Source organism: Pelomonas sp. SE-A7 (genome assembly GCF_030345705.1).
Taxonomy (GTDB): Bacteria; Pseudomonadota; Gammaproteobacteria; order Burkholderiales; family Burkholderiaceae_C; genus JAUASW01.
On sequence record NZ_JAUASW010000001.1, the window covers coordinates 2,469,660 to 2,496,480 of the forward strand.

At 66.1% G+C, this 26,821-nt stretch carries 18 protein-coding genes and 5 tRNA genes; 5 read left to right on the forward strand and 18 right to left on the reverse strand.

The window, feature by feature from the left end:
- Positions 1 to 14 precede the first annotated feature (14 nt).
- From QT382_RS11205 to QT382_RS11230, 6 genes are all read right to left on the reverse strand, one after another.
- Positions 15 to 1,295, reverse strand: a complete 1,281-nt coding sequence (locus tag QT382_RS11205) for an NAD(P)/FAD-dependent oxidoreductase (protein WP_289254119.1) — start codon at positions 1,293 to 1,295, stop codon at positions 15 to 17.
- 103 nt (positions 1,296 to 1,398) lie between these two features.
- Positions 1,399 to 2,400 (reverse strand): dipeptide epimerase, encoded by a 1,002-nt coding sequence (locus QT382_RS11210; RefSeq protein WP_289254120.1) that lies wholly within the window; start codon positions 2,398 to 2,400, stop codon positions 1,399 to 1,401.
- A 33-nt stretch (positions 2,401 to 2,433) separates the two neighbouring features.
- Positions 2,434 to 4,536, reverse strand: coding sequence for a prolyl oligopeptidase family serine peptidase (locus QT382_RS11215; protein ID WP_289254121.1), 2,103 nt, complete (start codon positions 4,534 to 4,536; stop codon positions 2,434 to 2,436).
- Between the two features lie 42 nt (positions 4,537 to 4,578).
- Positions 4,579 to 6,246 (reverse strand): M28 family peptidase, encoded by a 1,668-nt coding sequence (locus QT382_RS11220; protein WP_289254122.1) that lies wholly within the window; start codon positions 6,244 to 6,246, stop codon positions 4,579 to 4,581.
- 35 nt (positions 6,247 to 6,281) lie between these two features.
- Complete coding sequence (locus tag QT382_RS11225) at positions 6,282 to 7,820, reverse strand: dienelactone hydrolase family protein (RefSeq protein WP_289254123.1); 1,539 nt, start codon at positions 7,818 to 7,820, stop codon at positions 6,282 to 6,284.
- A 19-nt stretch (positions 7,821 to 7,839) separates the two neighbouring features.
- Positions 7,840 to 10,263 (reverse strand): TonB-dependent receptor, encoded by a 2,424-nt coding sequence (locus QT382_RS11230; protein ID WP_289254124.1) that lies wholly within the window; start codon positions 10,261 to 10,263, stop codon positions 7,840 to 7,842.
- A gap of 239 nt (positions 10,264 to 10,502) precedes the next feature.
- Between QT382_RS11230 and QT382_RS11235 the strand changes: the two genes are divergently transcribed.
- From QT382_RS11235 to QT382_RS11250, 4 genes are all read left to right on the forward strand, one after another.
- Positions 10,503 to 11,108: an RNA polymerase sigma factor gene (locus tag QT382_RS11235; protein ID WP_289254125.1), complete on the forward strand. Its 606-nt coding sequence runs from the start codon at positions 10,503 to 10,505 to the stop codon at positions 11,106 to 11,108.
- Between the two features lie 61 nt (positions 11,109 to 11,169).
- Complete coding sequence (locus tag QT382_RS11240; RefSeq protein WP_289254126.1) at positions 11,170 to 12,162, forward strand: FecR family protein; 993 nt, start codon at positions 11,170 to 11,172, stop codon at positions 12,160 to 12,162.
- Between the two features lie 57 nt (positions 12,163 to 12,219).
- Positions 12,220 to 13,518 carry a Xaa-Pro dipeptidase gene (locus tag QT382_RS11245; protein ID WP_289254127.1) on the forward strand — a complete coding sequence of 433 codons (1,299 nt, stop codon included), beginning with the start codon at positions 12,220 to 12,222 and terminating at the stop codon, positions 13,516 to 13,518.
- Entirely contained in the window at positions 13,515 to 14,858 is a 1,344-nt protein-coding gene (locus tag QT382_RS11250; protein WP_289254128.1) for a peptide MFS transporter, read from the forward strand. The genes QT382_RS11245 and QT382_RS11250 overlap by 4 nt, the downstream gene beginning before the upstream one ends.
- On the opposite strand, the gene QT382_RS11255 is transcribed toward QT382_RS11250, so the two are convergent.
- From QT382_RS11255 to QT382_RS11290, 8 genes are all read right to left on the reverse strand, one after another.
- The gene (locus tag QT382_RS11255) at positions 14,788 to 16,008 is read right to left on the reverse strand and encodes an RtcB family protein (protein WP_289254129.1); all 1,221 of its coding nucleotides are present in this window, start codon (positions 16,006 to 16,008) and stop codon (positions 14,788 to 14,790) included. The two genes, QT382_RS11250 and QT382_RS11255, sit on opposite strands and share 71 nt — an antisense overlap.
- Positions 16,009 to 16,073: 65 nt before the next feature.
- Complete coding sequence (locus QT382_RS11260; protein WP_289254130.1) at positions 16,074 to 17,210, reverse strand: slipin family protein; 1,137 nt, start codon at positions 17,208 to 17,210, stop codon at positions 16,074 to 16,076.
- A 253-nt stretch (positions 17,211 to 17,463) separates the two neighbouring features.
- Positions 17,464 to 17,532: transfer RNA gene (locus QT382_RS11265), tRNA-Leu, on the reverse strand.
- A gap of 196 nt (positions 17,533 to 17,728) precedes the next feature.
- The gene (locus QT382_RS11270; RefSeq protein WP_289254131.1) at positions 17,729 to 18,289 is read right to left on the reverse strand and encodes an HNH endonuclease; all 561 of its coding nucleotides are present in this window, start codon (positions 18,287 to 18,289) and stop codon (positions 17,729 to 17,731) included.
- Between the two features lie 158 nt (positions 18,290 to 18,447).
- A tRNA-Asp gene (locus tag QT382_RS11275) sits at positions 18,448 to 18,509 on the reverse strand.
- 20 nt (positions 18,510 to 18,529) lie between these two features.
- Positions 18,530 to 18,605, reverse strand: a tRNA-Pro gene (locus QT382_RS11280).
- A gap of 100 nt (positions 18,606 to 18,705) precedes the next feature.
- Positions 18,706 to 18,780, reverse strand: a tRNA-Glu gene (locus QT382_RS11285).
- A gap of 12 nt (positions 18,781 to 18,792) precedes the next feature.
- Positions 18,793 to 18,869 (reverse strand) — tRNA-Arg (locus QT382_RS11290).
- A gap of 521 nt (positions 18,870 to 19,390) precedes the next feature.
- Between QT382_RS11290 and QT382_RS11295 the strand changes: the two genes are divergently transcribed.
- Complete coding sequence (locus QT382_RS11295) at positions 19,391 to 19,756, forward strand: hypothetical protein (protein WP_289254132.1); 366 nt, start codon at positions 19,391 to 19,393, stop codon at positions 19,754 to 19,756.
- 85 nt (positions 19,757 to 19,841) lie between these two features.
- Here the strand turns inward: QT382_RS11295 and QT382_RS11300 are convergent, their stop codons facing one another.
- The 4 genes from QT382_RS11300 to QT382_RS11315 form a co-directional block, all read right to left on the reverse strand.
- The gene (locus QT382_RS11300) at positions 19,842 to 20,243 is read right to left on the reverse strand and encodes a VOC family protein (RefSeq protein WP_289254133.1); all 402 of its coding nucleotides are present in this window, start codon (positions 20,241 to 20,243) and stop codon (positions 19,842 to 19,844) included.
- Between the two features lie 397 nt (positions 20,244 to 20,640).
- The gene (locus QT382_RS11305; RefSeq protein ID WP_289254134.1) at positions 20,641 to 23,802 is read right to left on the reverse strand and encodes a DEAD/DEAH box helicase; all 3,162 of its coding nucleotides are present in this window, start codon (positions 23,800 to 23,802) and stop codon (positions 20,641 to 20,643) included.
- Positions 23,799 to 25,595, reverse strand: a complete 1,797-nt coding sequence (locus QT382_RS11310; protein WP_289254135.1) for a phospholipase D family protein — start codon at positions 25,593 to 25,595, stop codon at positions 23,799 to 23,801. Before QT382_RS11310 ends, QT382_RS11305 begins: the two co-directional genes overlap by 4 nt.
- 5 nt (positions 25,596 to 25,600) lie before the next feature.
- On the reverse strand, positions 25,601 to 26,794 hold the full coding sequence (locus QT382_RS11315; protein ID WP_289254136.1) for a DUF6361 family protein: 1,194 nt from the start codon (positions 26,792 to 26,794) through the stop codon (positions 25,601 to 25,603).
- Positions 26,795 to 26,821: the final 27 nt, after the last annotated feature.

The window sequence follows — 26,821 nt, forward strand, 5'->3', positions numbered from 1 at the left end:
CTTGCAGCCCTTTCTCAGAAGCCCAGGCTGTCGCGCAGCTGGTAGTACCAGGCGGCCAGCGCCGTGAGCGGCACGCGCAGCATGCGGCCGCCCGGGAAGGGCAGATGCGGCAGGCGAGCAAACGCGTCGAAGCGCGTCGCCTGGCCGTCTATGGCCTCGGCCAGCACCGTGCCAATCAGGTGGGTGAAGGTCACGCCATGGCCGGAACAACCTTGCGAGTAGTAGATGTTGTCGCTCAGGCGGCCCACGTCGGGCAGGCGGCTCAAGGTCAGCTGGAAGTTGCCGGTCCAGGCGTAGTCGATCCTGACGCCCTGCAATTGCGGGAAGGTCTTGAGCAGCTTGGGGCGTATGACCTCGGTGATCTTCTCGATCTCGCGGGCGCCGTAGATCACGCCGCCGCCATAGAGCAGCCGGCCATCGGCCGAAAGGCGGAAGTAGTCCAGCAGGTAGTTGCAGTCCTCGACGCAGTGCTTCTGCGGCAGCAGATCGAGTGCGCGCTCCCCCAGCGGCTCGGTCGCGATGACCTGGGTACCGCAGGGCATGGTGCGGCCGAGCAGCGCCGGCTCCAGGTCGCCGATGTAGGCATTGCAGGCCACGAGCACGAAGCGCGCCTGCACCCTGCCCGCTTCCGTGTGGACCACCGGCTGCGCGCCGCGCTCTATGCGCAGCACGCGGCTCTGTTCGTGGATGAGGCCGCCCAGCGATTCCAGCGCCGCCGCCTCGCCCTGGGCCAGTCGCAGCGGATGGAAATGGCCGCCGGTCGGATCGACCAGCAAGGCCTTGTAGCGCGCGCTGTCGACGAGTTGCCGTGCGTCGCTGCCGCTGACGATGTCGAGGCCCGGGTGGCCGAGGCTTTCCCACAGCGCCTTGTGGTGTTCCAGCTGGCGGGCCTGTTTGTCGGTCAACGCGGCGAAGATGCCGCCGTCCTGCAGATGGCAGGCAATGCCGAAGTCCTGCACGTTGCAGCGCAGGACCTTGGCACCTTCGAAGGCCATGGCGCCGAGCGGCGCGGCCACGGCCTCGCCATGGCGGGCGGCGATGGTGTCGATGTCGCGCGAATAGCTGTGCACGATCTGGCCGCCGTTGCGGCCTGAGGCGCCCCAGCCCACGCGCGCGGCTTCGAGCACGATCACTCGGTAGCCGCGCCGCGCCAGCGCGATGCCCGCGTTCAGGCCGGTGTAGCCGGCGCCGATGATGCAGACATCGGCCGTGCTGCTGCCTTGCAGCGGCCGGCGTTCGGGCTGGTCGAGGCCGGTCGCGGCGTAGTAGCTCGGGGCGTGGTGGATGCGATCCATGCTCGACGGTCATGCGGCGCAGGGCTTGCGCACACGAGCCACCACCCTAACCGAGAAGCCCCGCTCGCGCGACCCGGGTTTGTCGCGCCCTGGACGAGCCCCCTCAGCCCCAGACTTCGCTCGGGCAATGCACCAAGCCGCCCTCGTAGCGCACGCCGGGGCTGCAGTCCTGAGCCAACACGGTCGGGCCGTCCAGGTCGACCACGTCGCACAGCTGGCCCAGCAGGAAGGCCGGCGCCGCGGCGAGGCTGCTGCCGCCCATATTGCCCACCATCACCTGCAGGCCCAGCTGGCGGGCGCGGCGGGCCATCATCAGGGCCTCGGTCAGGCCGCCGCATTTGTCGAGCTTGATGTTGACCAGGTCGAAGCGGCCCGGCAGCGTTTCCAGCTCCATCAGGTCCAGGCAGCTTTCGTCGGCGGCCGTGGGCAGCGGGAAGTCGACCTGGGCCATGTCCTGCTCGTGGCCGCGCGCGAAGGGCTGCTCCAGCAGCCGTACCCGGCAGTCGACCAGCACCGGCAGCAAGGCCTCGATGCTGGCGGGCGTGTAGCCCTGGTTGGCATCGACGCCCATCCAGACCTCGGGCCGAACTCGCCGCACGGCGCGCAGCCGCTCGATGTCCACGTCGGTATTGCCGGTCAGCTTGAGCTTGAGCGCCTGGGCCTGGCCATGCAGGCCGCGCAGCGCGCGCGCCGCCATCTCGGCCGGCTCATGGGCACTCAAAGTGAAGACCGTGCGCAGCGGCCGCGGCGGGTTGAGGCCGGCCAGTTGCCAGATCGGCCGGCCCGTGCGCCGCGCCTCCAACTCCCACAGCGCGCAGTCCAGGGCATTGCGCGCGCCGCCGGCCGGCATGCCCAGCCTCAAGGCATCGCGGCCCAGGCCTTCGCGCAGGGCGCCGCGCACCGCCTCCAGCTGGGCCGGCATGCGGGCCGGATCGTCCTGCAGATAGAACACGCCCGCCGCCTCGCCGCGGCCGCGGTGCGGACCGCTGCTCAGCTGCACTTGCAGGCAGGGAATCTCGTAGAAGGTATGGCCGGCGATGCGGACCGGCTCCAGCAGCCGGGGCGAATGGACCTGGCAGTCCATCTCAATGAGGAGAGAGCTCATGGGCGAATCGAAGGGGTGGAGAGAGGCGGCCGTTCAACGGTCCATCAGCTGGCGCGTGAAGTACACGTATTCCTGGGCCAGGCTGCGGGCGAGTTCCTGCAGGTTGGTGTCGGCGCTGTGGCCGCCCTCGGTGAATTCGTAGAACAGATGGGGGATGCCGTATTCGGCCAGCCGGGCCGCGAACTTGCGCGCATGCTGCGGCCCGACGCGGTCGTCCTTGCTGGTGGTCCAGACGAAGGCCTGCGGATAGGTCCGGTCGCGGCGCAGATTGGCGTAGGGCGAGATGCGGGCCAGGAACTCGCGCTCGTCGGCATTCGCGACCGAGCCGTATTCGCCGACCCACAGCGAGCCCGCGGCGATCTGCTCGTAGCGCAGCATGTCCAGCAGGGGCACGGCGATCTCGACCGCGTTCCAGAGCTCCGGATGCTGAGTCATGGCCACGCCCATCAGCAGGCCGCCGTTGGAGCCGCCGGTGATGCCCAGGCGGCGCGGGCTCGTGATGCCTCGGGCGATCAGGTCGCGGCCCACGGCGATGAAGTCGTCGTAGACCTGCTGGCGCTTCGTCTTCAAGCCGGCCTCGTGCCAGCGCGGGCCGAATTCGCCGCCGCCGCGGATGTTGGCCACCACGTAGACCCCGCCGCGTTCCAGCCACAGCTTGCCCAGCGTGCCGCTGTAGCTGGGCGACTTGGAGACCGCGAAGCCGCCGTAGGCATGCAGCAGCGTGGCATTGCTGCCGTCCAGCCGCATGTCCTTGGCATGGACCACGGTGTAGGGAATGAGCGTGCCGTCGCTCGACTCGACCTCGAACTGCTGAACTTGCAGCCGCGAGGCATCGAAGCGGGCCGGCAGCGAGCGCAACAACCGGGCGCGCGCCGGATCGCTACCGTCCACGCGCCACTGGCTCGGCGGCTGCAGATAGCCGGCCACGCTGAGATAGGCCGTGGCCGAGTTCGGCGAGGCCTCGCTGATCTCCACCGTCGTGTCCTCGGGCAGCGCGATCGGATGACTGGTCCAACGGCCGTCGCGCTCGCGCTTGAGCAGGTTCGCGCGTCCCCGCACCTTGTCCAACAGCGTGAGCAAGAGGCCGCTCTTGGTGCCGGCAACGCCTTGCAGGGTCTGCTGGGCAGTCGGGGCGAAGACCAGCACCGGACGCAGCCGCTCGGGCGCCGTCAGCGCCTGGGCCAGATCGACGGCCACCAGGGTGCCCGCCTTGAATTGAGCCCCCGCGGCCGACCAGGCCTCGTCCAGCCGGACGATCAGCTGCCCGTCGAACAGTTCGAGCACGCTGGCCTTGGCGGGCAGGTTCAGCTTGAGCGTGCCGGACGGCGTCAGCAGCCGGCTTTCCCATTCGAAAAAAGTGAGGCCGCGCTGTATCAGCACGACCCGGCGGCCCTGCGCATCCGACAGCGAGCGCAGCCGCAGGCGCGCATCGCCGGGGCTGCCGCGAAAGACCTCCACCGCCGCCGACAAGGGCTGGCCACGCGGCAGGCGCTTGACCACATAGGGGTAGCCGGACTTGCTCAGCTCGCCGGCCTGCCATTCGCGCGCCAGCACCAGCGCATCGGCGCTTTCCCAGACCACGGTCTGTCGGCTCCGGGGCAATTCGAAGCCGCCGCGCACGAAGCGGCGCTGGCGCAGGTCGAACTCGCGCACCGTGACCGCATCCTCGCCGCCCTCGGACAGCGAGACCAGGCAGCGGTGCTCGCGCCGGCCCTCGCATTGCGCGCCCTTCCAGGTCCAGCTCTTCTGCTCAGTGGCCGAGAGCTGATCGAGATCGAGCGCGGGCATCCAGGCCGGCGTGCCACCGGCGTCATAGCTGGCGGGCGAAGCCACGCGCCACAGGCCGCGCACATGAGTTGCGTCCTGCCAGAAGTTCCACAGCCCGCCGTCGAGTCGGCGTACGAAAGGAATACGGTCGCTCGCCTGCTCTATCGCCAGGGCCTGGGCCTGGAAGGCCGCAAAGCGTGGATCCGTCTCCAGCACCGACACCGTCTTGTCGTTCTCGCCGCGCCGCCATTCGCTGACCTCGGGGCTGCTCAGTTTCTCCAGCCAGAGGTGGGGATCCTGGGCCGCCGCACCCTGGGCGATGAACAGCAGGCTTAGCAAAGCGAGGACGGGCCAGGACGGACGTGACATCAGGAGGATCCGGTACTTGGAAAGACGCAATAGCCAGGCCGCTCAGCGGCCTGGCCGCTGGAACTCGGCATCGGGCCGCCATTGGGGACGCCGGTCGCCGTTCGCCACCGACAGTCCCACGCGGAACAGCACCTGCAGGTCCTCGACGGCACCCGACAGGTCCCAGTGCTCTTCCACCACGTCGTCCACCTTGTGATAGCGGTGGCTCACGTAGTCGTGCCGCCGTTCGCCGCCATAGGCCTCGGGCTTGCCAATGACCTGCGTGCCGGCCTTCAGGAACAGCACCGGCACGCCAGCCTTGGCGAACTCGAACTGGTCGGAACGGTAGAAGGAGCCCAGCTCCGGATAGGCATCGGGCAGGGCCGTGCGGCCCTGGCGCTGGGCCTCGCGGACGACCAGCTCGTCGACGTCGGACCTGCCGGCGCCGATGATGCGCAGGTCGCGGGTGCGGCCATAGGCATTGAGCACGTCGATGTTGACCGCCAGCAGGGTCTTGTCCAGCGGCAGCAGCGGCTGGCCCACGTAGTGCTGGGCGCCGAGCAGGCCCTGCTCCTCGGCCGTGGTGGCGATGAAGAGCACGGTCCGCCGCGGCCGTTCCGGCAAGGCCTTGAAGGCGCGGGCGATATTGAACAGCGAGGCCACCCCGGCCGCGTTGTCCAGCGCGCCGTGATAGATCTGGCGGCCGCGCGGACCGGGCAGTGCGGTATCGATGCCCAGGTGGTCCCAGTGGGCGGTGTAGACCACGGCCTCGTTGCGCAGCGCCGGATCGGAACCGGTGATGCGGGCCACGACATTGCGCGAGTCCAGCTTCTCGACCCGGTTGCTGACGTCGATACGCGCCTGGATGCCCAGGGCCACCGGCCTGAAGTCGCGGCTCAGGGCCGCCTGCTTCAGCGCCGCCAGCTCGAAGCCGGCCGCCTTCATCAGCTCGCTCACGCTTTGCTGCTGCATCCAGGCCGACACCGGCGGATGCAGCAAGGCCTTGCTGTCGGCCAGGCCCAGGTTCTTGTGGCCCCAGCTGTGCCGCACCACGTCGAACGGATAGCCGGCCGGCCCGGTCTCGTGGACGATGATCGCGGCCGCCGCGCCCAGCCGGGCCGCGGTCTCGAACTTGTAGGTCCAGCGGCCGTAGTAGGTCATCTCGCTGCCCTTGAACATCCGCGGATCCAGCCGCGACGGATTGGCTGGATCGGGAATGGCCGGGTCGTTGATCAGCATCACCAGGGTCTTGCCGCGCAGGTCCATGCCCTTGAAGTCGTCCCAGCCGTATTCGGGCGCCTGCACGCCATGGCCCACGAACACCAGCTCGGAGGCTTCGACCCGGGTCTTCTCCACCGGCCGTGCGGACCAGGCCACGTAGTCCTCCATGGAGCGCAGCGGCTTCAGCTCCTGCCCACCGACTTTGAACGTCAGCGAAGGCGTCGAGTTGATGCCAACCATGGGCACGGCCTGCACATAGCTGCCGTCCGCTGCGGCCGGTTCCAGGCCCAGGCGCTCGAACTCGCGCCGGATGTAGTCCACCGTCAATTGCTCGCCGCGGCTGCCGGGCGCGCGGCCTTCGAATTCGTCGGAGGCCAGCTGCTGGATGTGCCGCAGCATGTCGTCGGCGCTGATGCGGCGCTCGGCCCGGTCCGGCCCGGTCGCGGGCGGATTCAAGGCACAGGCCGCGAGGCCGGCCAGTAGCAAGCCGAAAGGAATGAGTTTGCGCATGGGATCCCCTGTTGGTGCAGGCAGCATCTTCGCGGCTAGGGGGCTGCCAGGGCTCGTAGATGGCGTGCCGCAAAGACATGGCGTGGATCCTGGGCCAGCGCCTTGCGGTAATGCGCCTCGGCCTGCAGCTTGTCGCCACTGGCCTGCCAGGCCTCGCCCAGTCCGTCGAGCAGGTCGGCGCTGGCCGGATGCAGGCGCAAGGCGAACTGGAAGACCTGGATGGCCCGCGCGGCCAGGCCGCTGTACAGCACCTCGTGGCCCCAGTCGTTCAGCAGCTCCTCGCCGGGCCGCGTTGCCGGCTCGGCCAGGCGCAGCTCGCGTATCACCTCATCGGCCCGCTCGAAGCCGAGGCGGCTCAGCGCCAGGCCTATGTTCTCCAGCGTGGGCGCCACGGCCTCGGCCTTGCGCGTCTCCAGCCGCATGAAGTGCCGCGGCACGCCGTTCTGCTCCGGCTCCCTGGCCAGAAAGGCCTTGGCCTCGGCACTGGCCTTCAAGTGGGCGGCCAGGAAGCGCTCCACATAGCGGGCGACCCAACCATAGGCCACGACCGCCTCCTCGCGGGAATAGCCATCGCCGAAGGCCTCGGTCGGCCGCACCCGCAGCAGGTAGGACGAGAAGTCCTGGTGCGCCAGGGCGGGCAGCGAACCGAGCAGCAGCTCCGAATACTTCAGCTCGTTGAGGAAGTTGCGCGACAGGTCGTAGTACTTTCTGTCGGTGTTCATCTGCTCCAGCGAGGCCGGCCGCGAGGCCAGGAACAGATAGGGCACGGCGACCTTGGCCGGCGTCAGGTAGGCGATGGACCTGAGGGTCTCGTTGTCGTAGCGCACCGTGCCGTCCAGGCTCACCAGGGCTCGGATGCGCGAGTCGCGCGCGGCCGCCGCCACATTGGCCAGGCCGCCCCAGCTGAAGCCGACCACGGCGATCTGCTCGGCATCGACCTGGGGCAACGAGCGCGCCTGGGCGATCAGGAAGGCGATGTCGCCGACCTGGGCCTCGACGCCTTCCAGGTCGGCCGTCATTGCCCGGGTCCTGGCGCCCATCGAGGCGCTGGCCAGCACGACATGGCCCTGGCTGGCCAGGTATTCGCACAGGTCGGCGTTCTCGATGGCACTGGCGCTGAAGCTGGGCGCATAGACCACCAGCGGAAACCGGCCCGCGGCCGGCGCCGCGTCACGCCGGGCCCGCATGGCCTGGGCAGCCACGGCCTTGAGCGCCGGCCCGTGCCGGCCGAAGGCGAGGCTGCGGCCGCGACCCGGCTCGAAACTCTCCTCGGTGGCGCTGAGCTCCACGTAGTCGTCATAGCGGAGTGGACGGCCCCCTGGTGCAGCCGGATACCAGACCAGGGTCTGGACCGGCCGCGCCCGCTCGCCGCTCACCGGCTGGCCGGTGACCGCATCGAAGCGGCTGCGATACGACCTCGAGAAGTCGTACTGCTGCAGCACCCTCAGCCCCACGGCATTCGGCCCCGGCTCATTGGTGAAGCTGAAGCCGGCGTCCGGCCAGGCCAGTCCCGGCAACAGCATCACCAGGCCCGCGATCAAGGCACGCCGCAGCGATGCGCCCACTCTGCACATGGCGATCTCCCCGCCGGCTTCAGTAGTCGTAACGCAGGCTGATGCCGATGCTGCGCGGCTTGATCGGGTAGTAGACGTTGTAGTACGTGCCGCCCAGCGATCGCACCTTGGACCCGCCACTGGAGCCGCGGCTGTCGGCGAGGTTGTTGACGTAGGCCGTCAGCTCGTAGTGGTTCCAGGCCAGGCCGGCGCGCAGGTCGAAGACCTGGTAGCCGTCCACCATGCCGGGCCGGTCGAGGTTGGTCTTGCGGTTGCCTATGTAGCTGTGGCTCAGCGAGACCCGGCCGCTGCTCTCGCCCGGGCCGTCGAAGCGGTAGTCGATTTCTTCCGAGGACTGGAAGCGCGCCGTGCCCGGCAGGCGGCTGCCGGAAGGCACGAAGTTGCCGTTGGAAGCGGTGAAGTCGCGCGCGGTCAGCGCGTCGATGTAGGCCAGCGAAGTGCGCAGCGTCAGGGCGGCTGTGGGCTTCCAGACCAGCTTCAGCTCGGCGCCGTCGATGATGGCCTTGCCGACGTTGGCCACGCCGTTCACCGCCGTCGGTCCGGTACCCACCAGGGCGTTCATCTGCGCGTCGCGCCAGTTGACCCGGAAGATGTCGAAGTCCAGGTTGAAGTCGCGCGACGGCGCGTACTGCAGGCCGGTCTCGTAGTTCCAGACCGAGTCCGACTTGTACTCGGTGTTCACGCCCGGATTGACGCCGCCGAAGCGGTAGCCCTCGGAGGCCGTGGCGTACCACAGGGCCTTGCCCTGCTTGTACTTGAGGTTGAACTTGGGCGTGAAGCCCGACTGCGAGTTGTTCACGTTCATCACCGGCAGCACGCCGAACAGCGCATCGAGCAGATGCGAGTCGTAGGAGGCGCGCTGGGTGTTGCGGTAGAAGCGGCCGCCGACGTCGAGGCTGAGCTGCTCGGTGAGCTGGTACTCGACGTCGCCGAACAGGGCCTTCTCGTCCGCCCGGTTGCTGTCGTTCTCGGTGTACAGCACATCGCCCGGCACCAGGTCGTCGCCCCACAGCTTGGCGCCGCCCTTGGCCAGGTACTTGGCGTCGTAGCGGGCCTGGTAGCGCTGGTAGAAGACACCAGCGACGAAGTTCAGCTTGTCGGCCGTGCCGGCCACACGGAACTCCTGCGAGAAGGCGCGGCTCACCGGCTCGCCGGGCCCGGTCACCTGGGGCAGCAGCGGCAGGCCGAAGAAGGTCCCGAAGTCCGCCCAGCTCTTGGTCACGTCGCCGTAGGTGTAGACGCGCTTGTTGAGCTGGGCCGTGCTGCTGCTCAGCGTGAGCTTGTCGATCTGTTTTTCGATGGACAGTTGGGCCAGCGAGAAGCGGCCCTTGCGGGTCGATGGCGTGGGCGTGTCTATGCTCAGCTGATCGGGAGCGGGCGAGACCGCGAAGCCGTCGGCGATCGAGGACTCCTGGTAGAGGTAGAGGCCGCCGATCTTGAGGCTGGCGTCGGGCTTCAGCGTGGCCATCAGCCGGCCGCCGCGCTGATGCAGGCTGTTGGCGTTCTTGACACCGGTGCCGAGGTTGTCGATATAGCCGGCGTCGCGCCGGTCGTAGACCACGGCGCGCAGGCCGGCCACGTCGGTCTTGATCGGCGTGTTCAGCATGGCGTAGACCGAATGGCTCGTGCCGCCGGACACGCTGCTGAGGTCGGCCAGCAGGCTGGCATCAAAGGCCTTGAGGTCGGGCTTCTTCAGCGTGTAGCGGATCGCACCGCCCAGTGAGGAGGAGCCGTACAGGGCGCCTTGCGGGCCGCGCAGGATGTCCAGGCCTTCCAGGTCGAAGGGCGCCAGGTCGGCGGTCGAATTGACCGCGATCGGATCGGTGAACGGAACGTCCTCGATGTAGACGCCGGTGGTGGCCTGCTGCAGGCCGATGATGTTGGCGTTGGTGGCCGTGCCCACGCCGCGTATCGTCGGCATGGACAGGTCGGGGTCGCCCTTGTTGATCTGGATGCCGGGCGCGCGGTGGAACACGTCCTCGGCATTCTTCAGGCCGGCCTCTTCCAGCGCATGGCCCGAGAACGAGGTGATGGTGCCGGCGACATCCCGCTGAGGACGCTTGTTGGCCGAGATGACGACGACGTCAAGGTACTCGGTCTTTTTGCTTTCCTTGGGGCCGGCTTCGAGAAAAAGCACGACGGCGCCGCTCTGATCAGTGCGCACCGCCAGCGAGGTGCCCTCGAGCAGCTTGCGCAGCGCCTCGGCCGGCGGCAGGTCGCTGCGCAGGCCCTTGGTCGTGCGGCCCCTGACGTCCTCGGCCTTGTAGATCAGTTGCGCGCCCGACTGGGCCGCATAGGCATCCAGCGCGGCCTTCAGGTCGCCGGCCGGGATGTCGAACTTGAGCGCCTGCGCATGGGCGGCCGCACACAGGGCCGCCGCGCAGATCCCGCTCAGCAGCCAGCGGGACACGGACTTCTTGGAAACGCCTTGCCTGGTTTTCATCGATGACCTCATCAGGGCGACTGTGCCCATGCAAGCCAAGACGAGGTGGCCGGAGTTCTCCGGTATCGAATTCGCAAATTTCTTGCGACGCGCTGAAAAAGGGGCCTGGCCATGGCTGCGGGGTCCTGGAAGACGAGGCTCAAAGAAGATTCCGGTACGCGAATTCTTTATTTTTGCGTTGGCGCGATTTGCTGTTGTGCGCGCCCCGCCGACCGACGTATCGTCGCGCCAATTCGGCAATGGACGCAGGGCTGCGGCAGGGGTTGGTGGGCGTGGAGCTTGACGATGTCAGCGATTGGTTCGTTCGGGAGGTTCTGCCTCTCGAAGGCGTGATCGAGCGCTACCTCCGCAGCAACTGGCGCAATGCCGACGAGATCGCCGACCTGCGACAGGAGGTCTACACCCGGGTCTTCGACGCCTGCACCACGTTCCGCCCGGAATCGACCCAGGCCTTTGTGCTGACCACGGCCCGCAATCTGCTGATCGACCAGGCCCGGCGCGCCCAGGTGGTGTCGTTCGAGTCCTATGCGGAGATCGACTCGCTGCCGCAGCCGGTCGACGAGCTGGGGCCGGAACGCCACGCGGCGGGCCGCAGCGCCCTGCGCTTTCTGCAGTCGGCGCTGGAGAAGCTGCCGGAGCGCTGCCGCATGGTGGTGCAGCTGAGAAAGATCGACGAAATGAGCCAGCGCGAGGTGGCGGCGCGCATGGGCATCACCGAAGACACCGTGGAACGGCAGGTCTCCAAGGGCGTGCGGGCCCTGGCCGATGCCATGGCCGCGGTGGGACAGGAAGTCGGCGGCCGTGCCGGCGCCCGGGCCAGTGCCCGCAAGCGAACGGAGCATTGACGACCATGTACCGGAATCCAGGCCCTCGCCCGTCAAGACTTGCATGCGAAGAGAAATGAGGATGCTCACGTCCAGCCAGATCATCGAAGAACGCGCCGCCGACTGGATCGCGGCGCGCGACCGCGCCCTGTCGGCCGGCGAATGGACGCCGGCGCGGCAGGCCGAGCTGGACGGCTGGATCGCCGAATCCACCGCCCATCGCGTGGCCTGGCTGCGTCTGGACGCGGCCTGGCGCCAGGCCGACCGGCTGGTCGCCTTGAAGGACCGGCAGGCCGGCGCTGCCGCCGAGCGCAACGAGCCGACCCGACCCCGCCGCTGGCTGCCCAGCCCCGGCCGTGCGCGCTGGGCCATCGCCGTGCCCGGCGTCTTCGCCCTCGCATTGCTGCTGGTCCTCGGCCTGCCCCGGATGCCGGAAGCGCAGAAGTACCAGACCGAGGTCGGCGCCCGCGAGGTCGTGGCCCTGAAGGACGGCTCGCGCATGACGCTGAACACCGCCACCCGGGTCCGTGCCGAGATCGCCAGCGAATCGCGCGAGGTCTGGCTGGAAGGCGGCGAGGCCTATTTCGAGGTCGCCCATGACCCGGCCCATCCCTTCATCGTCCATGCCGGCAAGCACAAGATCACCGTGCTGGGCACCAAGTTCACGGTCCGGCGCCAGGGCGACGACGTGCGGGTCCAGGTGTCCGAAGGCCGGGTCCAGGTCGCGGCCGGCACGGCACCGCCGACGGTGCTGGCGCGCAACGACACCGCCATCGCCGAGCCCGAGAGCGTGCTGGTGGCGCACAAGACGCCGCATCAGATCCAGGCCGACCTGAACTGGTTGCAGGGCAAGCTGGTGTTCGACCAGCTGTCGCTCGCCGACGCGGCGCGCGAGTTCAATCGCTACAACCGCAAGCAGCTGGTGATCGACGACGCCGAGGTGGCCAGGATTGAGATCGGCGGCGTGTTCGACGCCAACAACGTGGATGCCTTCGCGCGGCTGCTGCGCGTCGGCTTCCAGCTCGAGGTGCAGGTACGAGGCGACGAGATCCACATCGGCCGACCCAAGTCCTGACCCAGCCGGCGCGGCGGCCAGTCCGCGCATCCCCTCTAGTTCCCAGGAGCGAATTGCATGATGAAGTGCAAGGCGAGTCAGGCTGCGCATGGCCTGTTGGCATTGGTGCTCACGACCGCCATGGCGTCGATGGCATGGGCGGAGACCACCGTGGTCACCGCCGACCGCATGCTGGACGTGCTGTCCGGCCGCTGGGTCGAGCGCCCGGCCATCGTCGTCGTGGACGGCCGCATCCAGGCCGTTTTGAAGCAAGGCGAGACCGGTCTGCCCAGGGACGCCAAGCGAATCGACCTGCCAGGGCAGAGCCTGCTGCCCGGCCTGATCGACATGCATGTGCACCTGGCCGCCGACGCCCGCATCAACGGCAGCCGGTACCTCGAGTACACCGACGCCTTCTGGGTGGCGGTGGGCGTGGCCAATGCCAGATCCATGCTGGAAGCCGGCTTCACCACGGTGCGCGACCTGGGCTCGGCCGGCTATGCCGACGTGGGCCTGAAGCAGGCCATCGAGGGCGGCTACATCCCGGGGCCGCGCATCGTGCCTGCCACCTATGCGCTGGGCGCGACCGGCGGCCACTGCGACTACACCGAAGGCCTGCCGCCCAGCTATGCGGCCGTGCCCACGCCCGGCGTGGCCGACAGCCCCGACGGCTTCCGCCAGCTGGTGCGCAAGATGCGCAAGCTGGGCGCCGAGGTGATCAAGCTGTGCGTCACCGGCGGCGTGACCTCGCGCACCGATGCCGCCGGCGCCCAGCAGATGAGCTACGAGGAGATCAAGGCGGCCGTCGACGAAGCGCACCGCCTGGGCCTGAAGGTGGCCGCCCATGCGCACGGCACGGCCGGCATCAACGACGCGCTGCGTGCCGGGGTCGACACCATAGAACACGCCAGCCTGGCCGACGAGTCCTCGTTCAATCTCGCCCGCGAACGCGGCGCCTGGTTCTCCATGGACATCTATGTGGACGACTACATCCTCGCCGAAGGCGCGAAGAACGGCCTGCACGAGGCCTCGCTTGCCAAGGAGCGCGAGGTCGGCCTGAAGCAGCGCCAGAGCTTCCGCGCCGCCCACCAGGCCGGCGTGAAGATGGTCTTCGGCACCGACAACGGCGGCGTCTTCCCGGCCGGCCAGAACGCGCTGCAGTTCGCCAAGATGGTCGAGTGGGGAATGTCGCCGCTGGAGGCGATCCGCACCGCCACGCGCAACGCAGCACAAGCGCTCGCGCGCGAGGGTGACGTGGGCGCGATCGCGGTCGGCCGCTTCGGCGACTTCGTGGCGGTCCGCGGCGACCCACTGCAGGACATCCGCCTGCTGGAGCGTCCCAGCGCCGTGATCAAGGGCGGGGTGCGCGCCAAATGAAGGCCACCCTCGCCTCGCCCGGCCGCAACTGGTTCGGCCAGCCGCCCGGCCTGACCATCCTGTTCCTGACCGAGACCTGGGAGCGCTTCTCCTACTACGGCATGAGCGCGCTGCTGATCTACTACATGAGCAAGCAGCTGCAGTTCAGCCAGGCCGATGCCTCGATGATCTTCGGCCTGTACACCGGTGGCGTCTACCTGACTCCAATACTTGGCGGCTACATTGCCGACCGCTGGATGGGCCAGCGCCGCGCGGTGCTGCTGGGCGGTACGCTGATGGCCATCGGCCATTTCGCCCTGGCCTGGGAGGCGCAGTTCTACACCGGGCTGCTCCTGATCTGCCTCGGCAACGGCCTGTTCCTGCCCAGCCTTCCCAGCCAGATTGGCGACCTCTACGGCGACGACGATCCCCGACGCGGCGGTGCCTACAACGTCTACTACGTGGGCGTGAACCTGGGAGGCCTGCTGGCACCGCTGGTCTGCGGCACGCTGGGCGAGGTCTACGGCTGGCATTGGGGCTTTGGTGCGGCCGGTACCGGCATGTGCCTGGGCCTGGCCATCTATGTGCTGGGCCAGCGCTACCTGCCCGCGCCGCGAGCGCCGAGCGCCTCCGTGCGAGTTGAGGAACAGCAGCCTCGCGGCAAGATCCGGCTCGCAGCCTTGCTGCCCTTGCTGGGCGTGGGCCTGGCCGTGATGCTGTTCCGCAGTGCCTACGCCCAGAGCGGCAACACCGTGGCCCTGTGGGTGGACCAGTCGGTCGACCTGCGGCTGCTGGGCTGGCAGCTGCCGGCCACCTGGGTGCAGGCCCTGGACCCGCTGTTCGTCTTCCTGTTCACGCCCTTCCTGGTCGCCCATTGGCGGCGACAGGCGCAGCGGGGCCGCGAACCGACGCAGCTGGGCAAGATGGCCATGGGCGCGGCAGGCGTGGCCCTGGCCTACCTGCTGCTGGCGGCGGTGGCGGCCGCCAGCTCGGCCGGCGACGGGCCGGTGTCCGTGGCCTGGGTGCTGGCCTTCTTCGTCATCTACACGCTGGCCGAACTCTTCATCCTGCCCGTGGGCCTGAGCCTGTTCGCCCGCCTGGCACCCCCCGGCCTGGGCGCGACCTTGATCGCCGCCTGGTTCCTGGCCGCCTTTGCCGGCAACCTGCTGTCCGGCCTGGTCGGCCGGCTGTGGTTGCCGCTGGGTCCGGCGGGGTTTTTTAGCTTGCTGGCGGGGCTGGCTGGGGCGGCGGCGCTGGCCCTGGGCGGCCTGTGCTGGCGGTGGTTGCCAGTCAGCCCTTCACACAAACCACCTGCTTCAGCGTGTGTACCACGTCGACCAGGTCGGCCTGCGCGGCCATAACGGCATCGATGTCCTTGTAGGCCGCGGGCGTCTCGTCGAGCACATCCTTGTCCTTGCGGCAATCGACGCCTTCCGTGGCCGCGCGGTGGTCGGCCAGCGTAAAGCTGCGCTTGGCGTCGCCACGGCTCATGACGCGACCAGCGCCATGCGAGCAGGACTCGAACGACTCCGGATTGCCCTTGCCGCGCACGATGTAGCTGCGCGCGCCCATGCTGCCCGGGATGATGCCCAACTGGCCAGCTTTGGCGCTCACCGCTCCCTTGCGCGTGACGAAGACATCCTTCCCAAAATGCTGCTCGCGCTGCACATAGTTGTGGTGGCAGTTCACCGCCTCGATGTGGCTCTGGAAGTTCTTGCGCAGAACCGTCTTGGCCGCCTCGATGACACGACGCATCATGACCTCGCGGTTCGTGGCAGCGAACTTCTGAGCCCAGCTCACGGCACGCACGTAGTCACCGAAGTAGCGGCTGCCTTCTTCGAAGTAGGCCAGGTCGCGGTCCGGCAGATTGGCCTGATGGCGCATCGCGTCCTGCTTGGCCAGTTCGATGAACATGGTGCCGATGGCATTGCCCACGCCGCGCGAACCCGAGTGCAGCATGAACCAGACCGCGCCGGCTTCGTCGAGGCAGACCTCGATGAAGTGGTTGCCGCCACCCAGCGTGCCCAGGTGCTTGTGATGGTTGGTCTTCTCCAGCTTCGGGTAGCTGCGGCACAGCTCCTTGAACTCCGGCTCCAGCTGCCCCCAGGCCGTGTCCACCGAGCCTGGCGGCTTCTGCCAGGCGCCCGGGTCCCGGTTGCCAGGCACGCGGCCATGCGGCACCGCGCGTTCGATGGCCGCGCGCAGCGGGGCGAGGTTGTCGGGCAGGTCTTCGGCGCGCAGCGTGGTCTTGCAGGCGATCATGCCGCAGCCAATGTCCACGCCCACGGCCGCCGGAATGATGGCCTTGATGGTCGGGATGACCGATCCCACGGTGGCGCCGATGCCGAAGTGCACGTCCGGCATGGCCGCGATGTGCTTGAAGACGATGGGCAGGCGCGCCGCATTGGTGAGCTGGCGCTTGGCCTCGGCCTCCACCGGCACGCCACGCGTCCACATCTTCAGCGGCACGCCGCCGGGGACGTCTTCGTGAATGTGTTGAGGTTCTTTCATGATCTTGATTCCAATGTAGAGCCCCGGCCGGGCCCGATTCAAATCGAGCCCGGCCGGGGCGGTGTTCAACGCAGCTTCACGAGCCCGTTGAGCACCTGGTCCAGACCTCCGAACACGGAGATCTTGTCGATGCGCTCCGCCACGCGCTCCAGGGTTTCCAGCTCCTTGAGGCGCAGGGCGACGGGGTTGTCCTCCATCACCTTGGCGGTGTTCAGCAGCGAACGGGTCGCGGCGGTTTCCTCGCGGCGGCGGATCACGTTGGCTTCGGCCGACTTCCCGGCCTCCACCACTTGGGCGAGGATGGTCTTCATCTCGCCCGGCAGCACGATGTCCTTCACGCCGACGCTGGTGAGCTCCAGCCCGAGAGCTGCAAGCTTGTCCTTGACCTGGGCGGTCACGACCTCGTCGATGACGCTCTTGTTCTCGAGCAGCTCATCGAGCGAACGCGTGCCCACCGCAGCGCGCAGGCCGAACTGCAGCTCGCGATACAGGTGGTCGACCGGCTTGGCCAGCGCCTTGAACGCGGCCAGCACGTCGATGAAGCGCCAGGTCGCCGAGAGGTTGAGCCGCAGCGCCACCTTGTCGCGGGTCAGGATTTCCTGACCCGTCACCTCGACCGCCTGCAGCCGCAGGTCCACCAGCTCCACGCTCACGTTGCGGTTGAACTTCCAGAACGCGAACGAACCAGGGCCCAGCAGCCGCTCGATCTTGCCGTCGACCCACAGGATGCCCGCGCCGTGTTCGGGCACGATCACCTGCAGCACGCCGGCCAGGCCGGTGATGCTGCGCGGACGCAGCTGAGTCTGCAGCAGCAGCGCAGTCAGCGCGGGCGACAGCTCGATGGTTTCATCCAGGTCGATGACCTCGACCTGCACGTCCACCAGGCCCTTCCAATAGAGGCGCCGGGTCTCGGGCGGCAGCAGTTCGACCAGCGCGCCGTTCTCGGTACGCAGGCCGACTTGATGTGCATTCAACTCGACGCGAACGAACTCGGCCGCGACCACCTCGGGCTCCTTGACCAGCAGGTACTCGGTGAGGCGGTGCACGAAGGCCGGCGCATCCAGCGCGAACAGCTCGACCCGCAGCTCGTCAAGGCCTGCGAACAGCCAGTGCGAACCCGGTTGCAGCACACGGTCGAAATCGCCGTTGCGCAGCAGCAAGCCGCGCTCGTTCTTCTTCACATTGACACGCTTGATCGTCATGGTTTTCTCCTTGTTTGCAGCGTGTGGTTTGAATAGGGGTGCCGTTACAGCGCAGACACGGACCTCGGATGCCAAGACCTGGGTGGCGCGGTGCGTCGACGGTATGCCCTCCCAGCACACCTTCGACTGGCCGCGCACGCAGGCCTCGCGTGCCCGAGGCACGGGTGACCGCGCTGATGTCGGTTGCCCCAAAGGCATTCCGACACGTTCGGCGGGGTGGTCTTGCGACCGTTTCACTGGCTGTTCAGGCCATTGGTGGAGTGGGAGTCGAACCCACGACACACGGAATCTGAATCCGTTGCTCTACCCGACTGAGCTATCCAGTGGTGATGAACTGGGAGTCGAACCCAAGCCCTTGCGGGACAACCGTGTTTCACCGTATCGGCCCCTTTCAGCAGGGCGGCATGCGCTGTGGCGACGGGACGAACCCGGCCACGGCGCACCGGTGGGGTGGAACCCCCAACCTGTGAGCCCTGCCTTCCAAGGCAGATCTGTTGGCGCCTGGCCGACCGAGCCGGTCAGTTCAAGCGCGAGTCCTTCGGCAGCCTTGCGGCCAGCCACTCATGCACGTCCGCTCGGATCCGCCTGCCCTTGAGCAGGAAGTCCTCGAAGCGGCTGGGCACGTAGGGTGTGAACAGCAGCGGCATCCTGGCTTCCTCCGGCGTGCGGTCGGCCTTGCGCGCATTGCAGGCGCGGCAGGCGGCCACCGTGTTCATCCAGCTGAGCGGGCCGCCACGCGAAGCCGGCAGGATGTGGTCGACCGTGAGGTCTCGCATATCGCGCGGCTCGCCGCAGTAGGCGCAGGTCTGGCGGTCGCGCCGGATCAACTTGAGTTTGCTGAAGCTGGGCGACACGTCGAACAGGTTCAGACGCGAGTTGCCACTGAGAGCCAGGATGGCGGGCACCTCCAGGATCGACTGATGGCCGGTGCGGACGTTCATCCCGCCACGCAGCACGGCCAGCGGCGTGTCACCGAGCGACCAGGCGATGGAGCGGGTGGCCACGTGGATGGCCGCCTGCTCGATCGAGATCCAGGCCTGAGGCTGGCCGGTGATGTCCAGCTGCAATACGTCGTGCATGGCGTCCTCCCTTCTGTGACTGCGCACGAATCAATGTCTCTGGCAGGGGCGGCAGGGTTCGAACCTGCAAGCTGCGACTTCAAAGGCCGCTGCTCTTCCAGTTGAGCTACGCCCCAGCTGATGGCTTGTCGGGCAGCAGAGCTGCTCAACGCTGATAGTGATGACGGTTCTCGATCCCGCGACCTCCGGTTCGACAGACCGGCGCTCTTCCAACTGAGCTATGGCGACATGTTTCTCTTCTGGTCCGTGCGGCAGGACTTGAACCTGCAACCGCCTGCTCCCAAAGCAGATGCGCTACCAGTTGCGCTACACACGGGTCCTGCTCGCTGTGGCTGTCGGTGACGGGTTCCGACGCCGCCCAATCGTTGCGGCCGGTTTCGCCGGTCGAAGCGCGAGCTCGACGACAGGCTTTGGTATGGCATCCCGTGCGGGAGTCGAACCCGCCTCTTCGGCTTGAAGGGCCGAGGACCTCACCGGAAGTCCAACGTGACAGAAATGAACGCTGGTGCCTCGTGAAGGATTCGAACCTCCGACTTCCGGCTTCGTAGACCGGCGCTCTGATCCACTGAGCTAACGAGGCGATGCAATCTCGGCTGTGTCCGCACGCGATCCGGGCAAGCGAGGCTCGCCTTGACCGCTGCATGCCGGCTCCGTCTGCAGAACGTGCGCGGCACACATGCACACCGGGCCGGCCGGTGCTTGTGCACGGGCACACCCGAAATGGCATCAATCCGATTCGCAGGCGCCAAACAAAAAGCCCGGTTCCTGCAGGAGACCGGGCTTCATGGGATCGACGGATCCCTGGAGTACGAAAGCTTCAGTAAGTTGGAGCTTTCCCCGGCGGCGTTGAGTCACCCTCATATCGGTCAAGGCGCGACTGGCCCTGTGCCAGCGGCAGCGCATGTCGACCTGCAGCGACGCACAAAGCCATCTCGCCCAAGAAGGGGCGTTTGGCGTTGGTGACGAGGGCTGGGCGAAGCATGATGAGTCCGTGTGGGTTGGGGTGAATCAACGAATGAGCGGATTGTGAAGAGTGTTCACAATCTCGTCAACCACCTTTCACCCCTAGAATGCATGTGAAGTGTTTTAACAACACCCGCCGTGTCCAGCATCACTACCTTCCGTCGCATCAATGCCTTGTCGCTCTTCCAGACTTTTGCGGAAGAGCGCATCACAGCAGGCGATCCTCCCAAGGGGCTGGAGTCGGCCTGGGCAACCAAGGTCGAGGTGAGCGGCGCCACCTGGTCGATGGCCAAGAGCGGGGCGCGACCGATCGGCGACAAGCTGGCGAGACAGATCGAGCAGCACTGCGGTAAGGATGCCGGGTGGCTCGATGAAGAGCGTGAGCCCGCGGGGCTATCTGCTGGGGAGCAGCAGTTCCTTGCGCTCGCGCTGAAGACCTATCGCGAGACGAATAGTGATGGGCGCAAGCGCCTGAAGCAGCTGCTGAAGGCGTTCAACACATAGGCTTCGACCGCGGCTGGAAACGAGCCCTTCGCCCCCTCGGGACATAGCAGCTGTTGCGGGAAGTCCAGCAACGGCGCAGCGGACATCAGGTGCGGCCAGTCGCGGAGCCATCCCGCACAAGGCTCGAGGGCCAGCCAATGCGGACCAGCAGGCCGTCCGGCCCGGCAATCCCCACCTCGTAGAGGCCCCACTCGCGGTGACGCAGGACGCCGCCGGGGCGGATGATCAGGTCGTCCACGCGCGCGGCAATGGCGTCCACCTCCGGTGTGCGGATGAAGACGCCGAACGGGTTGTGGGACTCGGGCACCCGCCAGGGACCGCTGCCCGCCTGCGTCAGGTGCACTTCGCAGCCCCAGCCGGTCATGATCAGGTAGTTGGCATCACCCCCCGTACGCTGGAAACCCAGGCGCTCCCAGAACGGCTGGGCCGCAGCCAGGTCATTGCTCGGCACGATGGCGAAGGCGCCTACGGTGACGGGGGTGGGCATGGGGTGCTCCGGCTTGCGTTGGGTCGCCAGATTGTGCGGCGGCTAGTGCCGTCACTCACTTGCCTGCGGCAAATGAGTGACCTCCAAGCAATGCGCCCTTGTGCCGTCTCTCACTTGCCTGCGGCAAATGAGTGACGTCCAAGCAATGCAGCCTTGTGCCGTCTCTCACTTGCCTGCGGCAAATGAGTGACGTCCAAGCCCAGAAACCTGGGGCGCCCAGGGCGCCGCGCTGACTCCAACAAATAAAGTCCGTCGGAGAGGGCGCCGATAAGTGCTTGATTCTTCAGCACTGACGAGCTGGCGCAAAGTCCGTCGGGAGCTGCACGTTCGAAGCCCCTCGGGCAGTGATGACAAACAAAGTCAGTCGGAGTGCATGCTCGCGCTTCGAGGCAGCGATTTAGTCCTCGGACCGTTCAGGCATCGCCGGCGGTGTCAAGTCGATACGCCATTTGGCAACGGCCGCCTGACGCTGCTCTTCGTCGAGGTCACCGAGGTGCGTGAGAAGCTCTTCCTGCCGAGGCTGACCGAAGACTAGACGGTAAAGCGCCAGCCCGCGCTTGAGTCGCTGCAAATGGACCTCGTCGCGGGACAGCGGTAGCAATGGAACCCTGCGTTCGATGCGCGCACCGCCTTCCGTCTCGAACAGCCAGAAAGTCTTGAGGTCCGTTCCGCGTTCTTGCTTGGCGAGCTCGAACATGACCTTCCACGGATCTTGCCCTGCCTCCCAATGAGCGCTCAGGCCAACCCGACCGAATGCACTCGCAACGTTCTTGCGGACGGCATGGCCCTTGTAGCGATGGACACGTCCCTCGCGCTGCTCCATATCCACAGGATTTGACGGCAGGTTCCAGTGAACGATGGCATGGCACCAGACGTGGAAATCGAGGCCCTCCTGACCCACGGACGTGGATGCGAGCACGAACGGACGGAACGGTGAGTTGAATGCTGAGCGCACCACCTCTGCGCGCGTCTCTCCCTTCTCATCCTTCAGGTCTCCGAAGCGAAGCGCGAATTGGCACCTCACCTTGAAGGGCACAGCTTCCATTCGTCCCCGGTTGGGCTCCAGCTTGAACTCATCCACTGACAGAGGCGCGGCTCGAATGGAGAGACTGTTGCTGATTTCGGCGGCAACCTTGGTGACCCGCTCTTCGTCAGGCGCGCGTGCAACCCCGAGAGACTCCACAAGCACGTGCACTTGTTCGTCGAGGAGCGAACCCAGATTGCCGTCCAGGCCGTGTTGGAGTGCGAGCTCCCAGTATGGCCGTGTCGATGTGTCCCGAAGGATGGTCACGGACTCGCGCACGTTGAGGAGCGACTGGAACGCCACGCCGATGCTCGAGGACGCACTCAGCAGGGCGGGGTCATCCCACTCAGCTGTGGTGCACGACCGCTTGAGCGATCGAAGCGCGCAGACCGCGGGGCTGGCGAGTGCGAGGCTGGCCAGCACTCGCGCTAGGTCGGCAGGAGGCGGTCCAAGCTTGAGGCCGCTCGCATCGCTCACGGCTCGGATGAACATCGCCACATGCACCGAGTGCTTCGACTCGCCATCCTCAGGATCATCAACGCCTCGCCAGGTCTGCAGCCACTGTGCAATCGACGGACTAATGGCGCCGTCCAAGAGTGCGACTGCGGCCCAATACCATCGCTCATCGGGTCGGGAGACAGAGGTTTGATGCTTTGCAAGGTGAGGGCGCAGAGCCTTATCGAGCCTCACCTCGACCTCGTCCAGCACCCATTGCTGACTGGGTAGGTCGGCAGACTTCAGGGACAGCTCGACCGGATCCACTATGCCGGCCAGGGCTGGAGAGGGGTGCATGAGCAACAGCACCGTCATCCCGGTCGGGCTGCCGTCAGTCTCCTGCCTGAACCGAAGCGGCCTTGGTACGACCGTCTCGTAGTTGCGGCCCGAGTCCATGGCAACCTGGCTATCGGTGAACGCCAGGCGTTCCGCTTCATAGGAGCAGAGCGACGCGATCGCATCTGGGACAACGTTCCATGCCGAGAAGACCAGGGACTTGGTCTGAGTGCCTAGACCCTTGAACGGTCCTGCGGGCTCCCATGCGGGAAGTGATGGCGGTAGCCACAGCACTCGCCAGAGACCGCGGCCCGTTGTGTCTCTCATCAGCGCGCGCAGCCGCGCGTTCGCTGGAGCGACGGCAGCGAACTTCTTGAAGCGAGTCTTGGTAAGGAGGGCTCGTCGATTGCGCTGCAGAAATGCGACGAGCTCGGCGCGACGCGTGTGAGTTAAGCCATCAACGTTGCGACGCAGCTCATACCCCTTCATGAAGTTAAGGGCGTACGGGGTGGACTTCCAGTACTCGATGGAGTCTCTCGCGTCCGCCTTGAGCGACGCTCCGTCAATAAGAACAGCCTGCGCCAGGTCATCGACCTCGATGGGCGCCGACACTGAAGGCTCACGCGTCATCGCGTCGAGGAGTGTCGTGCTCGCGACGCGCTCTGTGCGGCACATGACCTGCTGCAGCCTTCGCTGGAGGACATCTCTGGCCGGCTCGGCCTGCAGCGTCGACGAAGTCGATGAAAGGTCGAGCAGGTCGCGCCTGAACCTATCGAGTTCGCTCTTGACTTCGTCGACGGCTCGCTTGGAGTCGAACAGAAATCCGAGCGTCCTCAGAAAATCAGGATAGTGATCATCGCCCTTCTCATGGTCGAGCGAAAGCATCTTGTACGGTGTCGCAGACAGAAGGAGAACTCGGGCTGTCTTGTGGTCGAAGAGGGCGTGTGCCAGTTCGGACGCCGGATCTTCGTCTTGGAGCAAATGGCGAAAGCGCTGGAACTCGTCGACGATGACGAGTCTTGGTGTCAACGCCTCCAGGCAGATTCGGGCCAAGCGTTGGCGCAGCTCACCAATGACGGCGTAGCGCTCGTCGCTGACTTGAGGAGGGATGTCTTCGCGGTAGGTCTTGAACTTGAGGGCAAGTCTGCGCAGTCCTTCAAAGAACGCCTCGTCTGCCCGGAGACTATGGATGTAGCGCTCGGCGATATCGGGATCAAACGCTTCGGTCTGCCTTGCTATCGCATTGGCCCAACCGCTCGAGCGAGCGGTCGCATGGAGTAGGTTCGCGAGTCCATCCGAATTCAGGCCATTACCCAGGAGCATTCGGAAAATGAGGATGCGCTCAGGAAGCCATCCGCCTTGGGACTTGAGGTCAAACGCGGTACCAGGTGTGAAGCTGACGAAGTTGATTCGGTTCGCAGCCAAGTTCTTGACGTGAAGGGGCAGCAGCGTGAGCCGGCTTGCGAGCGAGAAGTCCTTCTGGCCCAATACATTCAGCCGAGCAACGTTCTGGTGGGCGATGGCTGCGTTCGAGCAGATGTAGACAAAGTCTGCGCGCGCCTTGCTGTCTTTCAAGTGCTCGAGTGTCTTGGCGATCACGCCCCGCGCCACCATTGTCTTTCCAAGGCCGACCTCATCTGCGACGAGGAAGCGCCTCGTCGGCTTCTCGGCGAGGAACATGCGATGGAAGACGTATTCGACTGTTCGTCGCTGGAAGTCTTTGAGACTGCGAAGCGTCTCGTCGGCGGAAAACGGCATCGTCATCGCCCCCTTCCGGCCCTGGCCGCCTCGAAGACCTTCCAGACTGAGTCGAAGGCTGGCGGCACGACGTCCCCGTCATCGCCAGCGAGGCCTCTTAGGTGATCGACGACGCGCGCGACGTCATCGAGTCGCTTCGGCTCGCGAGACCACACTCGAACAAGGTCCTCCAACAGCGCTGCGGAGTCGTCGAGCCCCTTCTTCCACTCGAAGCCCTTGCCGTGGCCTGTAGATGGCTCGGCAGGAAATTCTTGGTCGAAGCCACCGAGAAGAAGCTTCAGGTACCGCACGAACCCTTCGCGATTTCGAATGACCCGACGCATGATCGCGGCCTCGCGATCTTCGGGCGCCGTCAGTGGCAGATTGAGAACGAACATCAGGCGCTGGCCGCTCAGGCTCAGCGAGAGCGCCACGAGGCCAGTGATATCGGCCGATTCCACCGGGGGAAGCAGCAGCGCCTGCGCTTCCATGAGCGGTGCGGCATCGACTGCGGTCTCAGGCGCCTGGGAGAGCAACCACGCCTCAAACTGGGCGCTGGAGACTTCTATGTGTGTAGGCGACGTCAGTCGAACCTGCCAGAGGCCGTCAGATGCTTGGATGCACTCCGCCTTGAGGTTCGATTCCGAGATTGCTCGTCGGAGGTTCTCAAGTTGACGGCGTATTTCTTGGATTTCGGCATCTTCGGCCGCGCAGACATCCTTGTCGGTGAATGGGGCCAGAACTGAACCGAAGCCGCTCTGGGACAGTAGATCGGTGACTTTCCCGACTTTGCTGTGCTTGCCGACAAGTTCGACCAGGACCTCCACATTTGTGCCGGCGACCATCGCTGCATTGGTCACGTTGGCCGAGCCGACATAGAGATGCGTCATCCACGCACGCCGCAGCAGGATGGCCTTTGCATGCAAGCCGACGAGGTCTGGTGATGTTTGCTCCTCACCATCTTCGGTCTCGGCAGCGTCGTCAAGAACGTAGCAGGCGTTGAAGCTTGCTCGAGTCTGCGCACTCAGTGCCGACAAAGTGTCAGGCCGGGAGATGAGTGACACGCGCTGTTTGGCGGTACCGCATACCTGGGCGACGGCGGTGTCTGTCAGGAACGGAGAGATGAGAGCGATCTCATCGGTGGGGCCGGGCATCCACGGCGTCTGCGTGAGCCCGAGTACGTGGAATTTCACTTCCTGCCAATCGGCCGGGGGCGCGAGCTTGGTACGCAGGAGGTCGTCGGTCAGTTCGGTGAGCTGCTTTTTTCGAGCTGTCTTGAGGCGCGAGACCGCCCAGTCCGGCAGCAGCTTGAGTAGGTCGCACAAGGGACGGTTCTCTGGCTGGGTCGCGCGTAGAACTTCGCCCTCCAAGACCAGGGACAGGTCCCAGCATCGGTCGGAGGTCAAATTTCGAGACAGAACCCCCAAGCGGACCAGGGCGGGGCGTTGGTTGCTGGGATCTGCAAAGCGCAGAAGCCAGAGCTTTGGATGAAAGGCTCCGCCGCCCGGCGCTCTCACCTCGGCGATGGTGGACTCGAGCATCGAGAACAAGGCATTCCCGTTGCCAGGAACAGCAATCCGACCTCGGTCTGCGAACACCGTCAGTCGCTTGGCGACCCGCTGCAGCGACTCAAGAAGTCGGATGGGGTCTTGGAGGATGGAGGCATCATCCCGATTGGCCATCCAGGCCAGATGGACGGGCACTCCAAGGAGGCTCAATGGATCAAGCGAGTAGGTTGTCGCGATGCCCTTGTCGAACACCAGTCCTAGCGGAGGCGTCAACAGGCTGGTGAGAAGGCTGCGGTTGTTTGGATCGAGCATGTGCGTCAGCTTCGGCGAAGTGCCGGCAGAAGGTCGCCCAGGAAGTCATTGGTCGTCGGCCACCGATACACCAACCGGTTCAAGCCAGAGGTGCCGCCCCATTGGTTCAGTGCTCCTCGATTGGTGAAGCGAGAACGTGACTTCTTGAGCGTCCGCTCGCGACGCTCGATCAGATCTCGGGCTAAGTCATCCTCGGCGAACTCACCCCGGGTGGCGATCAGACGGGCAGTCCAATCCGCCACGAAGCCCCGTGTCGCACTCGAGACCGGATGACCACGACTTGCCAGAACGTCCCAGAGCTCGCCGAGGTTCCACTTCTTGATGTCCGAGAGGCTTGCGCGCTCCCGCCACTCTTCAAGCCCCTCGCGATGGCTCTGACCGAGGGCTTCGTCTTGGCGCTTGTCTGCCAAGCAGACGTTGTAGAGCCATGCCGCGCCCTCGACGACGTCCGACAGGAGCCGTCCGTGTTCCAGCAGGTCACGCGCCGACTTCGGAAACGAGCCGAGCTGGTGGTGAAGCCAGGGCTCGCGACAGTCGTCAGACCTACCGTATAGGACAAGCCACGACAGGAGGCTGTCGGGGCAGCTTGTCGCGATGCGATCACGCAGGTATCGAGCTTCGTCGGGACTGATCTTCAGACTGAGCTTGGTCGGGAACCCTTCAGGCGCAGCGGGCAGACCCAGATGCCATGTGTTCAGCGATGCGTTGGTGTCCGCATCGTCGTCGTCTTTCCGGCGACGGGCAGCCCGCTTCAGGGCCAGGGCCGGTGCGCTACGAAAGTAGTCGCTCTGGGAGCCATCAAAGGCCCGGATGCCCCAAGTGCGTAGGCCAGCCCAGTAGACCGAGCTCGGTAGCCGCTTCAGATCCCCCTTGGACTGAGCACCGAAGACTCCGCGCTCATTGCTGTCCAAGAGCGGCTCGACCATGGACAGCTCGAACTTGCGAGACTCGAGCGAGAAGGAACCTGGCGCCAGACGTCGGCTCTCGAGCTCTCGATACATCCAGGGCACCAGCAGCATGTAGCGCAAACGCGTCTGGATAGTCGACGTTCCCGGGAAAAGAATGTCGGCGATGCCGTCCCGGATCGAACCGATGCCCAGTTCGTCTCGGCTTTCCTTCTCTCGAAAGAGCGATAGGACACGCAGGCTGCGGTCTCTTGCGGCGGAGTCATGGTCAAGCCAGGTCAGGGAAGATGCCATCGAGTCTTCTTTGTATTTGCGGAGCAG